Raw genomic sequence first — 14570 nt, 5'->3', positions numbered from 1 at the left:
TATGAAAGTAGCAGTCCAGCACGAAGATTTACAGCTTTTAGCCAAGACTTTGCAGGAACAATTGCTTGTAGAAGTCTCATCGGCTGAAGTCTTCGAGGTTAAGTGTGCCGTCAATAAAGACGGGCTAATGATTTTAACGCAACATGAATCAGATGTAATAGCTGACGCTCAGATAATCTTTGCAGTCATTGAGGAAGTACTTCAGTCTCTAGCACCCCATAGAGAGCAGCGAGTGCAATGTTTTCTCAGAGTTTCTGGTGAACAACTCCCTTATGCCAAATGTTTTCTACCCCTGAAGCAGACGAGGGGATGGGGAGATGAGGAAGTAGGGGGAGCAGGAGAGGCAGGGGGAGCAGAGGGGCAATACTTTTATCCTATTTCTTCATCTGCTTTGACTTATTCTCCATCACTTGATGAGACAGAAGAAGAGGAACTGTTTGACCCGTTTGCAGATGCGCCGAATTTGCCGACTTCAAAAGCATTCGCAATCAAACCCATGCTGCTGGGTGTAGCCTTGGTAGGAATTGTCATCTTAAGTAGTGGTGCTTACTTTTTGACTCGCCCTTGTGTTATGTCGGAGTGTAAAGAAATACAAAATGCCGAGCGATTAAAAACAAAATCTCCACAACTGATCCGCCGTGCCAAGTCTGAACAAGAATTAGTAGCCGTACAACAGCAACTTGCGGCAGCTAGTACAGCCTTGAATGTAATTCCTAGTTGGTCGCCTCGTTCCCAGGTGTCAGAAGAACTAAAAGCAAGTTTGTCTGGACGATCAGAAAAAATCAACCAGGTAGTCAAGGCTTTACAGACGGCATCTTTGGCGACGCAACAAGTTCAAACTCCTGCACATAGTCTAGAGGAATTACAAGCTAGGCAGCATTTATGGCGACAGGCTATAGCACCACTAGAAACTATAAGTTCCGACAGTGAACTCTATGGGCTAGTACAAGGGAAATTGATTAATTATCGAGTTCGTTTGCACGCTATAAATCAGCAGATATTTACTGAGGAAAAATGGCTAAAAAAACTAACAGCAGCAAAAGCTGTAGCTAGTGCTGCCGAAAAGCAAGAAGGTACTGCTAAATCTTTGAATGATTGGCAGAAGGTGCGGTCTACTTGGCTGGTAGCGATTAATGCTTTGAATAGTATTCCCTTAACTAGCCCTAAATACCAAGAAGCTGAAAAGCTGTTGGTAGATTATAAACCTAAACTGATGGCGGCACGCGATCGCACAACGAAGGAACAATTAGCTGTAAAAACCTACCAACAAGTTCTTAGCACCGCCAAGCAAGCCAAGCTTTATCAGCAACAAAACCAATGGCAAGCAGCCGCGACATACTGGGAGCAGGCTTTGCAAACTGTTAAAAAAATTTCCCAAGATAGCTTGTACTACACTCAAGCTCAGTCCCTCATCGAACCCTATTCAACAGCTCTCAAACAAGCACAAGAAAAAGTACAAGTTGTTAGTAGTTTGCAACAAACTCGCACTGACTTGGATAAAACCTGTATTAATGAAATTCAGATTTGTACCTTTAACATAGACAATGCAGGAATTATTGTCCGTTTAACTTCTGAGTATGACCAAGTAAGACAAAAGAACTTGGCTAATCCTTATTCTGAGAATTCTAGTACTGCTGTTGATGTTACCAATCACTTGCAAATCTTACGAGAAGCTCTAGCTGTAATTAGTGATAATGCCAACCTGTCCCTTATCCTTTATGATTCTCAAGGTCAGGTAATTTATACTCGGACTTTGGGCGGATGAGTAAGAAACTTAGGAGTTAGAAATATATCGGAACTGGATAGAATACAGAAGTGTAAAATCTGCCAATTATCAGGTGAAAATGTATTGTCAGGATTAAGCTTTGCCGCTACCTAACAAATATAGTAGCGCCATGCGAACAGCGATACCGCTAGTAACTTGCGATTGAATAAGACTAAATTCTGGATCATCCATCAATTCAGAACTAATTTCAACACCACGGTTAACGGGGCCTGGATGCAAAACTTTAACATTAGGTTTACAAAGTTGCAATTCTGTACGTGTAATGCCAAATAGCTGATGATATTCTCGCAAACTTGGCAATAAATGAGCTGTCATACGCTCTTTTTGTAGGCGCAGAGTCATCACAAAGTCGGCATCTTGTAAAGCTGGTTCTAGCTGCCAATGTAGAAAAAGTGGCGGAGTGGGGAAGTGGGAGGATAACTCCTGACTTCTGACCCCTAACTCTTCAGAGATGTACTCGGCAAATAATTTGGGTAAGAGGGTTGGTGGTGCTGCCAGATGGACTTCGGCTCCACTGGCGATTAAACTCCAAATATTTGATCGCGCCACGCGAGAATGAAGAATATCTCCAACAATGGCAATCTTTTTCCCCTTTAAAAGTTCCAGTCGGGGACTAGCTGGGTCAATTAGAGTACAAATGGTAAATAAATCTAGCAGTGCTTGGGAAGGATGCTCATGTTGACCATCACCAGCATTCAGGACACTAACTCGTACACCTAAACGATCCATTTCAGCCGCGATCGCATTTGGTACTCCTGCCTCTCGATGGCGGACTACCATAATATCAGTTCCCATTGCCAAATAAGTCTTCGCCGTGTCGAGAATTGTTTCTCCCTTAGTCATCGAAGATGTAGCGGCGGCAAAATTTAGCGTATCCGCACTTAAACGTTTCGCCGCGAGTTCAAAACTGCTGCGAGTCCGGGTAGAAGATTCAAAAAATAAATTCGCCACTACCTGTCCCTGCAAGGTTGGCACTTTCTTCGTCCGCCGCGATAGCACCTCTTGAAAACTGGCAGCAGTTTGCAAAACAGTATCGTATTCAGTGGTAGTGAAGTCGGCTAGGGAAAGAATGTGATGACGATTCCAGGTGGTAGTAGGCATATTTTGGGACTGGGGACTGGAGACTGGTGATTGGAACTGAAGGACTGGGGGAGATAAGGGAGTAATCAATGCCCAATGCCCCATGCCCAATGCCCAATCCCTTCAAGTTGGTAAATGGAAAACGTTTAAAGCTAGAGAAATTAAGCTGAGGAACGTTAAAAATCCAATTGTATCTAGCATTGTAGTCACTAACGGGCCACTAACCAAAGCAGGATCAAGTTTCAGTCGTTTCAAAGCCATTGGCAGTAAAGTGCCGAGTGTAACAGCCACAATTGTATTAGTTGCCATTACCATTCCGGCAATTAAAGCCACCCATCGCTCTTGGGGTCGCGCCCAAATTAAGGAAAGCAGGATCATCGTTGTGGCTAAAGCGAGGGCTGTACCTAAACCAGCTAGAAGTTCTTTGCGGAGAATTTTCAAAGTGTCTTTGGGTGTTACCTCACCCACTCCCAAGCCGCGAATTGTCACCGTTAATGATTGAATACCGACAGTACCACCAGTGTTAGAAAAAATTGGCATGATTACTGCTAGCACTGGCACTGCGGCAATTACAGATTGAAAAGGCGCGATCGCACTGGCTGCACCAATATACATAGCCATGATGCCCAACAGCCAAGGCAAGCGGTTGCGGATGGTGAGTAGGGGAGAGGATAAAGCCGCTTCATCACCACTCACACCCGCGAGTTTTTGAATATCTTCTGTGGCTTCCTCTTCCAAAATATCCATGACATCATCAATGGTGACGATGCCAACCAATCGGTCTTCCCGATCAACAACCGGGATAGCGATTAAGTCGTAGCGCTGCATGATTCGCGCCACTTCTTCTTGAGGAGTTTCAGTTCTAACTTTGATGACGCGATCGCTAGAAATATCCTTGATGAAAACATCGGGAAAGGTAAACAGCAACTGGCGCAGTGAAACTACTCTCACTAGTGTCCGGTTGTCATCAGTAACGTAGGCGTAGTAAATCGACTCTTTGTCTTCATCCTGACGGCGGATTTTACTTAGGGCTTCACCTACAGTCAATCCTTGCCGCAACCGGACATATTCGGTTGTCATCACCCGTCCAGCCGTGCCTTCTGGATAGCCGAGAATCGTTGCTGTTGCTTGCCTTTGTTCTGGACTCAGTTCTTGCAATAGCCGTTTGATTACCCCAGCAGGTAATTCATCAAACAATTCTGCCCGTTCGTCGGGACTCATTGCTTCTACAAGTTGCACTACTTGGACATCATGCAGAGAATTAATTAGTTCTTCCTGCACCTCTGTAGGCAGATATTCAAATACATCGATTGCCTGAGCTTTGTTGAGTAAACGGAATGCGATCGCGCGTTGTTTCTCAGGCAATTGTGTAATGTAATCTCCCACATCCACAGGTTGCAAGCGATTTAAATCCCATTTCAACTGGTTTAAATCGGTAGTATCAGTCAGCAAATCACGAATATCTTGTGTGAGCATGAGATATATCTCCTAAGTCTCCCCCGCGCTGGGAGACTTCCTCGCCAGCTCAGAGGAGGTTGATACTGCCATCTGGTGGACTATGGTCCATAAAATTTCAACAATTCAATATCGATATCTAAATTAAGGCATTGCTAGTCATCATCCTAACCCGGAATCGCGCTCTCAGGTAGACACTGAATATTAGCATTCAGCATCTGTAATATTTATGACTAATTTAATTGCCTTAAATTTTAGGTAATTTTTGTGTAATTAAAGTAGATTTTACTACTGCTAGAAGCTATGTCAAGCCAATCAATGAATTTACTCGCAAAATTCACAGAGTCAAAATATTTACAACATTAATAAATAGTATTTTGTATCAAGCAACTTCATGCATAGTTACCTGGACAAAATTGAAGAATTCTGTTTGGATAAAATAGGATTTCTATATAAGGGCTGATATACAGTAATTAATGCACGGCGAATCAAAGAAAAGATTCTATTAAATGCTGGTGGATATACAAAAAAATCCATTTAGAGACTTCACTTTCAATACTTCTCGGGTTTTGGGGAAAAGGGTAAAAGGAGAAAGAAAAAACCTTTAACCCAAACCCGATTCCGAAGAGAATTGGGACAAAGTTTTATGGGAGCGTTATCGCGCAGGAAAAAACCTAGCTAACTTACGTTGGATCGAGCGTGTCATTGAAAAAACTTGGCTCAGTTTGCCTCTAGTTGAAAAGTGGGGCTATCGTTTTCCCAAAGAAAATGGGGAATCTGTGCGCCAGAGTTATTATGGCCCTGAATATATGCGGGTACTTCGTAAGAACCTATTGCGTGTTGGGGTTCAGATTCTTGACCAAAGTCCTGCTCTAGAGCTTTTATTGGCTGATGACGGCTCAGTGGCTGGAGCAAGAGGTGTGCAGAGACAAAATCATCGTACCTATACTGTTCGCGCTGGTGCAGTAGTCCTGGCTAATGGTGGTTGTGCATTCTTGAGTAAAGCATTAGGGTGCAATACAAATATAGGTGATGGAATGCTAATGGCAGTAGAAGCTGGCGGTGAACTCTCCAGTATGGAAGCTTCTAATCACTATGCCATCTCGACCGCTTTTAATGCCACGGTGACAAGAGGTGTTCCCTTTGGCTGGGCTAGTTACAGCGATGAAGTAGGCAACGATCTTGGTGGCTATGTCAATGGTCGTCGCGATCCATCGTTTCTTCCCAATGCCCTCCTGAAAGGCTCCGTTTATGCCCGTTTGGATCGAGCTACACCTGAAGTCAAGGCGGTGATTGAAAAGTCTCATTTCATATCTTTTTTACCCTATAAAAAAGCTGGCATTGACCCCTATACAGAACGAGTACCTGTAACACTGATTTTAGAAGGTACAGTCCGTGGTACGGGTGGAATTCGGATTGTGAATGATAGTTGTGGTACAAAGGTTCCTGGACTCTACGCCGCCGGTGATGCTGCATCGCGGGAGTTTTTAGCAGGTTTAGCTTCTGGGGGTGGTGGTCCCAATGCTGCCTGGGCAATCTCCACAGGACAATGGGCAGGAGTTGGTGCAGCAGCTTTTGCGAAAAGTCTGGGCACTCATGCTCATGAACGGGTGGTGCATCCTGCTGGTCAAGCCGGATTGCGTAGCCCATCACAGTTTCCCACATCTGAAACATTCGATAGCGAAGCGATCATGCGCGGTGTACAAGCGCAGATGTTCCCCTTAGAGAAGAATTACTTGCGCTGTGAGCAAGGACTTTTGGATTCCCTGGCCAAATTAGAAACGTTGTGGCAGCAGGTAAAGACGAACCCGAAACAAGATACAGTGCGCGATGTGGAATTTTCTCGGCGAGCGGCTGCTCTCACGGCTGTAGCGCGATGGGCATATTTTAGTGCTTTACATCGCACGGAAACCCGCAGCGAACATATTCGCATGGACTATCCCGAAACCGATCCAAATCAGCGTTATTATCAGGCAACCGGCGGCTTAGATCGTCTATGGGTGAGGCGTGATTGGCTAACGGATGCGATCGCCTACGACGAGCAGAACGCCATCGCTACATCACCAGTACCAACCACTCAAATCACACCCTCTGTATCAAAGTTGTAGCAGGAGCAGTATCATGATCGAGCTTGTCAGCCATAAACTCTGTATCAATTGCAATGTGTGCGTCCAAGTATGTCCTACCAATGTCTTTGAGTCCGTACCTAACCAACCACCTGCGATCGCTCGACAAGAAGACTGTCAAACTTGTTTCATGTGTGAGGCTTATTGTCCTGCGGATGCACTCTATGTTGCGCCCCAATCTCATACCAATGTTGCAGTCAATGAGGATGATTTAATTGAAAGTGGCATCATGGGTGAATATCGTCGCATCTTGGGTTGGGGGTATGGCAGAAAAAACAATAGTGAATTGGATACTGCTCATCAACTGCGCCAACTGCCGCGCCCCTACCAAAGTTAATTTGGGTGTTTAATTGAGGTTTCTACCAGACTCAATTAGTCGAAAATCTGCAAGTCACACCAATAACTGCTTTTTTAGATGCTCTATCTTACTAGCACCAACTACCGTTGTTGGTGCAATAGCCAAGATAGGGCAATTTGTGTTGGTTTAACACCGTGTTTTTGAGCTAATTCTACGACGCGATTAACGATCGCACTGCCCCAAAAAGACCCCCAGTAATAAGCTTCAACATTTTAAGTATAAAACAGCCTAAGTAAATCGTATTTTAGTTTGCGATCACTAAAATTCAGTACCCAGAGGTCTACTAACACGAGATAATAAGAAACTCATACCACCCTTAGCTGTTGTCCCATCGCCGATTACAAAACTTGTTCTGGCTTGGTTTAGTTCACAGTCACAGGGTCGAATTTTGCAAGTAGTTCTGAACCAAATCATGAAAACATCTACCGAATTGCTAGCTCGTCTGGACTATTACTACCAGCAAATCAAGACAATTATCCTGGCTCGGCAAAATCCGATTACTGGTTTACTACCTGCGAGTACAGCGATTACAGCCCACGGCGATTATACAGATGCCTGGGTGCGAGACAATGTTTATAGTATTTTGGCAGTTTGGGGTTTAGGGCTTGCATACCGCAAGATTGATGACGATAAGGGACGCACTTATGAACTAGAACACAGTGTCATCAAACTGATGCGCGGGTTGTTATTTGCGATGATGCGACAGGCTCATAAAGTAGAGACATTTAAACATACTCAGTCGCTACTCGATGGACTGCACGCCAAATATAATACCGCAACCGGTGACATTGTTGTTGGTGATGATGAATGGGGACATTTGCAACTTGATGCCACATCTATATTTTTGCTGATATTGGCGCAAATGACCGCAGCAGGATTGCAAATAATTTATACGATTGATGAAGTCAATTTCGTCCAAAATTTGGTTTACTACATTGGACGAGCTTACCGCACACCGGATTACGGCATTTGGGAACGCGGTAATAAAATTAATCGTGGTAATGCTGAGTTAAATGCCAGTTCCGTAGGTATGGCAAAAGCTGCTTTAGAAGCTATCAACGGACTGGATTTGTTTGGTGTGCGTGGTAGTCAAGCATCGGTGATTCATGTGCTACCAGATGAAATCGCCCGCGCCCGGATTACTTTAGAATCGCTATTACCGAGGGAATCTGGTTCCAAAGAAATTGATGCGGCGCTGTTGAGTATTATTAGTTATCCTGCCTTTGCAGTGGAAGATTTGGAGTTACGCGATCGCACTTTAAACGATATTATCAATAAACTCGCAGGTAAATACGGCTGCAAACGCTTTTTGCGGGATGGGCACCAGACGGTTTTAGAAGATAATCAGCGCTTGCACTACGAACCGTGGGAACTCAAGCAATTTGAGCATATTGAATGCGAATGGCCGTTATTTTTCACTTATTTAGTTTTAGATGGATTATTTTGCGGTGAGCAAGAACAAGTAAAAAAATACCAAGAACTTTTAGAATCATTACTTATAGAACAAGATGGTTTGCGTTTACTGCCAGAACTATATTATGTCTCAGGCGAAAACATAGAAGCAGAAAAGTTAGCACCCCAAACGCAACCACGTTTGCCCAATGAAAATGTCCCTTTGGTGTGGGCGCAGAGTTTATATTTTCTCGGTGAAATGTTGAGTGAAGGGTTACTAGCGGTTGGTGATATCGATCCTTTGGGAAGACATTTGTGTGTGGGCAAACAGCGCGAAGCATTGGTACAAATTGCCTTGTTAGCAGAAGATGAAGATTTACAAACTAAACTAGAAGTTCACGGAATAGAAGCGCAAACGCCTACTCAAGTAGAACCGATTCAGGTGAGAAAAGCTGGAGAATTCTCAGCTATTTATACCCAAATCGGACGTAACGATAAACTTGGTTTAACTGGGCGACCAGTTCGACGGCTGCGGAGTTTGACAACATCTAGAATCTTTCGGATTCGTGGTGAAACAATTGTATTTTTGCCTTCATTCTCAGACTCTCAACAATTTTACTTAACCCTTGATTACCATTTTCTGTTAGATCAAATTAGAAGCGAACTAGCTTACATCCAAAAATATTGGAGCGATTTAGGTCGTCCTACCTTGACTTTAATGTTGACGCACACCATGTTAGAAAGTGGTTCGGAAGCATTACTAGAATTGATGCAAGAACTAAAAGATGGTATTTGTAACGGTGTGCGAGTGAAATTAGGGCGGCTAAATCAGTTAATGCTGACGGCTGGAATCCAAAGAATTGATTTTCTTCCCAATGCAGAATTCTCGCGATCGCCAGTTAAAAATGCTAGCCCACATTGCTATTATTTGGCTTATCATCCTGATAAAAACTGGCGCTTAGGGCATACTCAAGAATTTCAGATGGAGTGTGAAACCAATTTCGGATTATTACTTTCTTCTTTGCGTGCTTCAGAGAATATCTACGAGCAAATTGAGTTATTGCAAACTTTAACTCGCTTGCAGGGAATGAAATTTGATACAGGGTATGGCGGCCCAGGATATCCTGTCACCGTAGGCGATTTACTTGATGAAGTTTACACCAAAGCTGGAGATTTAGGCATTTGGGCAGTAGTGCGTCGGGCTGCTGGATTACGGCAAATGGTTGATATCAGCCTATCAGATGCAGTAACGAGTATTTTGGTAAGGGGTAAGCAAATTGCTGTAGGTAAAGCTTACAGTGAAGCGTCCTTGATTACTGTACCCATGTCACACGATGAAATTGCCGATAAAATTAATCATTTTTGTCGTGAAGATATCCGCGATCGCGTCCTAACTCAAGAGATTTTAATCTATCTTGGTATCTTAATTCGCTCAGAACCCCAATTATTTCAGGGACTGCTGACGCTGAGAGTCGGCTATCTCATCTTATTGATAACCAGCGAACTAGCGCAGAAATTGGATGTCACTCAAGATGAAGCTTACGATCGCTTAATGCAACTTTCACCCTTTGAAGTGAAAATGCGCTTGCGTCAGGTATTAACTGGATATACTGGCATGAGTAACCTGTTACGCCAACAAGAATCACTACACGTCAAGCAAAAAGAAAGTGATATTGCTTGGGTGGTGTTACCAGGAATCGCCGAAGGAATAGAAGTTCCACCAGGTGGTTGGCGGCGGTTTCGTCAAGCCGAGGGTGCGACTGGGCGCGTACCAAAAGACTTTTTCAAGCAGGTTTGGCTATTAATGCAACATTGCAAGGGTCTAGTTATTGGGGATAAACTAGAGCGCCGCAATCGTTTAGATAGTGAGATAATGTTGTCCGAGATGACAGCAGGGGAAAGAAATTTTGCTCTGTTAGTTGAGCATTTGCTGAATAAAATCGAAGCTCCAGAATATCGCCAAGTTAATATTGAAGCATTAATCGAATTAGCTGCGATCGCAGCTAATAATCCCAAGCTGCAAATCGAAGAATATATTGTGTTAGATGTATTGATTGGACACGCAGTGCGATTGGCGTGGTTAGAAAACCATAGTCAACGCAGCGATCGCTATGATGAGGATAAGGCGAGTGCATGGCGATCGTTTTACAATACTTCTCCTAGAGATTGCGCTAGTTATATTTTGAAGGCGTTTAGGTTCTTGACGGAATTTGTGAAGGATTTTTAAACGCAGAGGGGCGCGAAGGGAAACGCAGAGAATGAGTTGAGTGGGGTGATTATTGGTTGTGCGATGAGGGTGCATACTGCTTTGGGGCCTGGTTTATTAGAGTCGGCTTATAAGGAGTGTTTGGATTATGAGTTGAAGAAGTCCGGGTTGAATGTTGGTAAGCAAATTCCATTGCCCTTAGTTTATCAAGATGTGCAATTGGAATGTGTTTATCGATTAGATTTGATAGTCGAAAACAAAGTAATTGTAGAGATTAAATCTGTAGAATTATTCCACCCCATTCACTCCGTCCAACTCCTAACCTATCTCAAACTAGCAAACTGCAAACTAGGTCTTCTCCTCAACTTCAACGTCCTCCACCTCAAAGAAGGCATCAAACGCTTAGCCAACAACCTCTAACTCCCCCTCCGCGAACCTCCGCGCTTCCCTCCGCGCCCCTTTGCGTTAAAAAAATATCCCCCACCTCAGATTCCAAAAGCAGGGGTTTTATTAAAACTACTTAACAGAAACAGCATCAACATCAATAGTGCTTGCACTAGAGGTAGAACCATCAGTAGTATTAGGCACTTCATTACCCACCTCACTCTTACGAGCCTTCCAGCCCTCAATTACTAGCCCAGACACCTCAGAAACTAGCAGAGTCAAAAGGAAAACATCATCAATCTGTCCCACAACGGGTATAAAATCTGGGAGAACATCAAATGGGCTGACCAAATAGACCAACGTTCCTAAAATAACCCACCAACGGTACTTGGGGTTACGGAGCACATCGCGATACCAGGTGTAAAGTGATTGGATTGAAAATTTCATATTTTGAACCTCCAGTTATCTTTAATTTTGACAAATTATCCTAAAAACTTCCGGTGCGAATAACCGCCCTAATTAGTCTGGAAGACGCTACTCGTAATCTGTCATCAAAAACCTATTTTGTAATTATCCATAAGAGTTTAATACCGCAAGGGTTTGACAAATTAGACAGTGATTGTATTAATTCGGGATTATGGCAACCCAGCAGCAAGTTTGTCCACCACTCTAAGTCAAATACGCCATGCTTAGAGTGTCTTTTTAGCTTTTCGAGAAATTTATATTTTGGAAGTCCCTCATTTTGCATTAATCTCTAGAATTAAAATGCCTTAGCACATTTGCTCTAGTCATGGAGGGAGGAAACTTAAACAGTGGATATTTTAGATTTATTTTATAAGGGCGGGCCAGCGATGTGGCCTTTACTTGTCCTGTCGATTCTATCTTTGAGTGTGATTTTTGAGCGTTTGTGGTTCTGGTTGCGAATTTTGACTCAGGAAAAGCAAATAGTTGATCGCATTCTGGATGCTGCACAAGATAATTGGCAAGCAGCTGCTGACATTGCCAAACAAGCAAGCCATCAACCTGTCGGGCGTTTTCTCTATGCCCCTTTACGTTTTGCAAAAACTGATGTGGAAACCTTTCGACTAGCACTTGAGGCTACAGCAGAAGATGAATTGGCTGGAATGCGGCGCGGCGAAAAGCTTTTAGAGGCTGTGATTGCCCTCGCGCCCCTGCTGGGATTGTTGGGTACAGTTCTGGGTCTAATCCAGTCTCTGCGCTCAATTCGGATTGGCGATTTGGGAACTGAATCTACCGCCGGAGTGACTACTGGTATTGGTGAATCCTTAATTAGTACGGCAACTGGGTTAATAGTTGCCATTATTAGCTTGGCATTTTATCGACTATTTCAAAGTTTTGTAGTTAACCAAGTCAAAGTTTTTCGGAAGGCAGGGAATGAGATGGAATTACTCTACCGCCAGTCCCCCCCTGATTTTAGTAATATTACATCACCAATTGTCCGGGAAAATTTCACTCCACCCCGCAAGCCAGGAAAGACTAGGTTGCCTGAACCTCCTGAACCCCCGAATTTACCTAATTAGTCAAGAATTAAACCCCCAAGCAGGCGATTAAATTGAGAAAATGAAAGTTAATCTACATACCCCAATTGAAGAAGTCCAGATTCAAATCATCCCTTTAATTGATGTCGTTTTTTGTATACTGACGTTTTTTTTGTTAGCGGCTTTACAATTTACACGGCAACAGGCAATAAATGTTGATTTGCCCAAAGCCAGCCCAAGTACAGTATCTGCAATAACATCACAGAGCGGAAGTCTGATTGTAACTATCGATGCTGTTGGTAATACTTACATAGAAAAACAGCCTGTAAAACGCGATGATTTGGGAGCTAGACTAAAACAGTATCTCCAAGCAAACCCCAGTGCTGTTGTGGTGCTAAATGCTTCGCGGACAGCAACTTATAATGATGTGATTGAGACATTGGATTTGCTACGGCAAGTAGGAGGCGATCGCGTTTCTTTGGGAATTATTCCTGGCCCATCTCAACCACCCACAAACTCACTCAATCAGCCTAATATCCCCTCTTTCCCAGTCAATCCTGGTATAGCACCAGTTCCAGGCATCAATCCCGAGGGGAATATTACCCCTAAATTCCCCTTAGCACCTAACTCCGTACCCTTACCTAGTATAAGTCAGCCTCCAACCGGGCAAGGCATCAGTCCTATCAATCCTGGTATTTCCAACCCACCTGCATCCAAAGCCCCTGTAGCACCCAAACAAACCCAACCACCTCTTAAAAGATGAAATAGCGAGTATGAGGGATTGGGCAGGGGAGCAGGGGGACAAGGAGGAATTATTGAACAAGTCTCTCTCCTGTCTCCCCCCTCTTTCTTGTCTCTTCTTTATACCCCTGCCCCTCTGCTCCCTGCTTCCCTGCTTCTTCCCCACTCTCCCGAAGCTTTTTCTCAATCCTAAAGATATCTAAAACAAAATTCGGTTAGCAATCAAATTTCTGCTAACTTACAAATAATTGGTTGAGCTTTAAAGATTTTTCCACCGATAAACTGAAGTAATTTATCACCAATTGCCATTCACGTTTCAGGGGTTGTGGCATGAATATCGTTACGCTTTTAATTGTTTGGGTAGTAACAGCTATCAGCCTGTTGATCATTAGTAAATTACCTTTAGGAGTTGAAATTGATACTCCTGGTAAAGCCTTTCTTTCTGCCGCAGTGCTTGGTATCGTGACGGCAATAGTCAGACCGATTTTAAGCCTTGTTTTTGCAGTCCCCAATTTACTTACATTGGATTTACTATCCGGCATTTTCACATTTATGATTGCCGTAGTTTGCTTTAGTATTGCTGCTTGGTTAGTAGAGGGCTTCCGCTTACGTTACGGTATTTGGAGTGCTGTTATTGGAGCATTTACGCTAACTATAATTAACAGCTTAATCTACAAATTATTGGGTGTTTAAAATCAATAGCGATGAGTTAGAAGTTAGGAGTTAATTGTTAATAACTCGTAACTCCTAACTCCTAACTATTCGTTGGAACTTGGGGGAGCAACGGGGGCCGTTGATTGTTGTTTACGTTGTTCGCGTTTTTTGCGATCGGCTGAGAGCATATCTGCCATCACTACCAGCGCTTGCGCCATCTTATCTAGGTTAGAACGGTATAATTCCAAATCCTTGTTGAGTTTGTCATCAGATACGTGTAAGCCAGCTGCGATCGCTTTTAGCGCCTCAGTTAGTTGCTTTTCATCTTTGACTAATTCAGGATCTGACTGTTCCAATAACGAAAATACACCAATTGCGAACAAACGGTTGTATTTAAAGTTAGGATTGTTAGCGATCGCTTGCAGTTGTGCTTGCAAGTCAGCATCTCGATCTAAGTAAGTAGTTTGGCCTAGCCACCCAATTAAATCTTTAACTGGCAAACCTTTAGCTATAGCTTGCAATCTTTCAGCATCCTGTCGATAGTGTTGCGGATCTTGTTCTATAGCCCGACATAGGGCGTTAAAAATTGATTCTTGATCCCGTTCTGGTTCATAGCCTTGCATGAAGCGGTCAAAAGTAGTGACGACGCCCAAGGCATAAATTGGATTGTAGCTAAAATCGATATTTACTGACAGTAGATGCATTTCTACCATCAATTCTTCTACTACCCGACGATAAATAGTGTTAATCGGACGAGTGTGAAGATTGTAAAAAGTTCGTTTTGTATCAGAGACAGTACGGACGTTATTCACAAAGAAAATGTTAAGGGCGACGTATCTTTATTTTCTCGCTTAAAGGCTACTTTGCCAAGTTGAGCTTTTGACTTGCG

General features: G+C 43.4%; 12 protein-coding genes. 8 read left to right on the top strand and 4 right to left on the bottom strand.

Going from position 1 to position 14570, the window contains the following annotated elements; translation table 11 throughout:
• Position 1: 1 nt before the first annotated feature.
• A complete protein-coding gene (locus tag NPUN_RS26220) occupies positions 2–1765 on the top strand; it encodes a hypothetical protein (protein ID WP_012411467.1) in 1764 nt (587 codons plus the stop codon).
• Positions 1766–1858: 93 nt separating this feature from the next.
• Here NPUN_RS26220 and NPUN_RS26215 read toward each other — a convergent pair whose 3' ends face one another.
• Together NPUN_RS26215 and mgtE are read right to left on the bottom strand one after the other, a co-directional pair.
• Positions 1859–2887 (bottom strand): aspartate carbamoyltransferase catalytic subunit, encoded by a 1029-nt coding sequence (locus tag NPUN_RS26215; protein ID WP_041566425.1) that lies wholly within the window; start codon positions 2885–2887, stop codon positions 1859–1861.
• A gap of 102 nt (positions 2888–2989) precedes the next feature.
• The gene (gene mgtE, locus NPUN_RS26210) at positions 2990–4342 is read right to left on the bottom strand and encodes a magnesium transporter (RefSeq protein ID WP_012411465.1); all 1353 of its coding nucleotides are present in this window, start codon (positions 4340–4342) and stop codon (positions 2990–2992) included.
• 704 nt (positions 4343–5046) lie between these two features.
• Between mgtE and NPUN_RS26205 the strand changes: the two genes are divergently transcribed.
• The 4 genes from NPUN_RS26205 (at position 5047) to NPUN_RS26190 (ending at position 10823) form a co-directional block, all read left to right on the top strand.
• Positions 5047–6429, top strand: coding sequence for an FAD-binding protein (locus NPUN_RS26205; protein ID WP_234710979.1), 1383 nt, complete (start codon positions 5047–5049; stop codon positions 6427–6429).
• 13 nt (positions 6430–6442) lie between these two features.
• Positions 6443–6784, top strand: a complete 342-nt coding sequence (locus tag NPUN_RS26200) for a 4Fe-4S binding protein (RefSeq protein ID WP_012411463.1) — start codon at positions 6443–6445, stop codon at positions 6782–6784.
• A 433-nt stretch (positions 6785–7217) separates the two neighbouring features.
• Positions 7218–10424, top strand: coding sequence for a glycoside hydrolase family 15 protein (locus tag NPUN_RS26195; RefSeq protein WP_012411462.1), 3207 nt, complete (start codon positions 7218–7220; stop codon positions 10422–10424).
• Between the two features lie 36 nt (positions 10425–10460).
• The gene (locus NPUN_RS26190; RefSeq protein ID WP_041565638.1) at positions 10461–10823 is read left to right on the top strand and encodes a GxxExxY protein; all 363 of its coding nucleotides are present in this window, start codon (positions 10461–10463) and stop codon (positions 10821–10823) included.
• Between the two features lie 96 nt (positions 10824–10919).
• Here NPUN_RS26190 and NPUN_RS26185 read toward each other — a convergent pair whose 3' ends face one another.
• Positions 10920–11234, bottom strand: coding sequence for a YkvA family protein (locus NPUN_RS26185; RefSeq protein ID WP_012411460.1), 315 nt, complete (start codon positions 11232–11234; stop codon positions 10920–10922).
• A 365-nt stretch (positions 11235–11599) separates the two neighbouring features.
• Here NPUN_RS26185 and NPUN_RS26175 point away from each other — a divergent pair, with 365 nt between their 5' ends.
• From NPUN_RS26175 to NPUN_RS26165, 3 genes are all read left to right on the top strand, one after another.
• Positions 11600–12328 carry a MotA/TolQ/ExbB proton channel family protein gene (locus tag NPUN_RS26175; RefSeq protein WP_012411459.1) on the top strand — a complete coding sequence of 243 codons (729 nt, stop codon included), beginning with the start codon at positions 11600–11602 and terminating at the stop codon, positions 12326–12328.
• Positions 12329–12368: 40 nt separating this feature from the next.
• Positions 12369–13049, top strand: coding sequence for an ExbD/TolR family protein (locus NPUN_RS26170; RefSeq protein WP_012411458.1), 681 nt, complete (start codon positions 12369–12371; stop codon positions 13047–13049).
• Positions 13050–13357: 308 nt separating this feature from the next.
• On the top strand, positions 13358–13720 hold the full coding sequence (locus NPUN_RS26165; RefSeq protein WP_012411457.1) for a phage holin family protein: 363 nt from the start codon (positions 13358–13360) through the stop codon (positions 13718–13720).
• 65 nt (positions 13721–13785) lie between these two features.
• Here the strand turns inward: NPUN_RS26165 and psb29 are convergent, their stop codons facing one another.
• The gene (gene psb29, locus NPUN_RS26160; protein ID WP_012411456.1) at positions 13786–14493 is read right to left on the bottom strand and encodes a photosystem II biogenesis protein Psp29; all 708 of its coding nucleotides are present in this window, start codon (positions 14491–14493) and stop codon (positions 13786–13788) included.
• Positions 14494–14570 lie beyond the last annotated feature (77 nt).

It is taken from the genome of Nostoc punctiforme PCC 73102 (genome assembly GCF_000020025.1).
GTDB lineage: Bacteria > Cyanobacteriota > Cyanobacteriia > Cyanobacteriales > Nostocaceae > Nostoc > Nostoc punctiforme.
The sequence above is the reverse complement of the archived record's forward strand: the minus strand, read 5'-3'. Positions and strand labels throughout refer to the sequence as shown.

Excerpts from the sequence above, each read along its gene's own strand:
- NPUN_RS26220 (WP_012411467.1), top strand. The coding sequence starts at position 2 with ATGAAAGTAGCAGTCCAGCACGAAGATTTACAGCTTTTAGCCAAGACT.
- NPUN_RS26215 (WP_041566425.1), bottom strand. The coding sequence starts at position 2,887 with ATGCCTACTACCACCTGGAATCGTCATCACATTCTTTCCCTAGCCGAC.
- mgtE (WP_012411465.1), bottom strand. The coding sequence starts at position 4,342 with ATGCTCACACAAGATATTCGTGATTTGCTGACTGATACTACCGATTTA.
- NPUN_RS26200 (WP_012411463.1), top strand. The coding sequence starts at position 6,443 with ATGATCGAGCTTGTCAGCCATAAACTCTGTATCAATTGCAATGTGTGC.
- NPUN_RS26195 (WP_012411462.1), top strand. The coding sequence starts at position 7,218 with ATGAAAACATCTACCGAATTGCTAGCTCGTCTGGACTATTACTACCAG.
- NPUN_RS26185 (WP_012411460.1), bottom strand. The coding sequence starts at position 11,234 with ATGAAATTTTCAATCCAATCACTTTACACCTGGTATCGCGATGTGCTC.
- NPUN_RS26170 (WP_012411458.1), top strand. The coding sequence starts at position 12,369 with ATGAAAGTTAATCTACATACCCCAATTGAAGAAGTCCAGATTCAAATC.
- NPUN_RS26165 (WP_012411457.1), top strand. The coding sequence starts at position 13,358 with ATGAATATCGTTACGCTTTTAATTGTTTGGGTAGTAACAGCTATCAGC.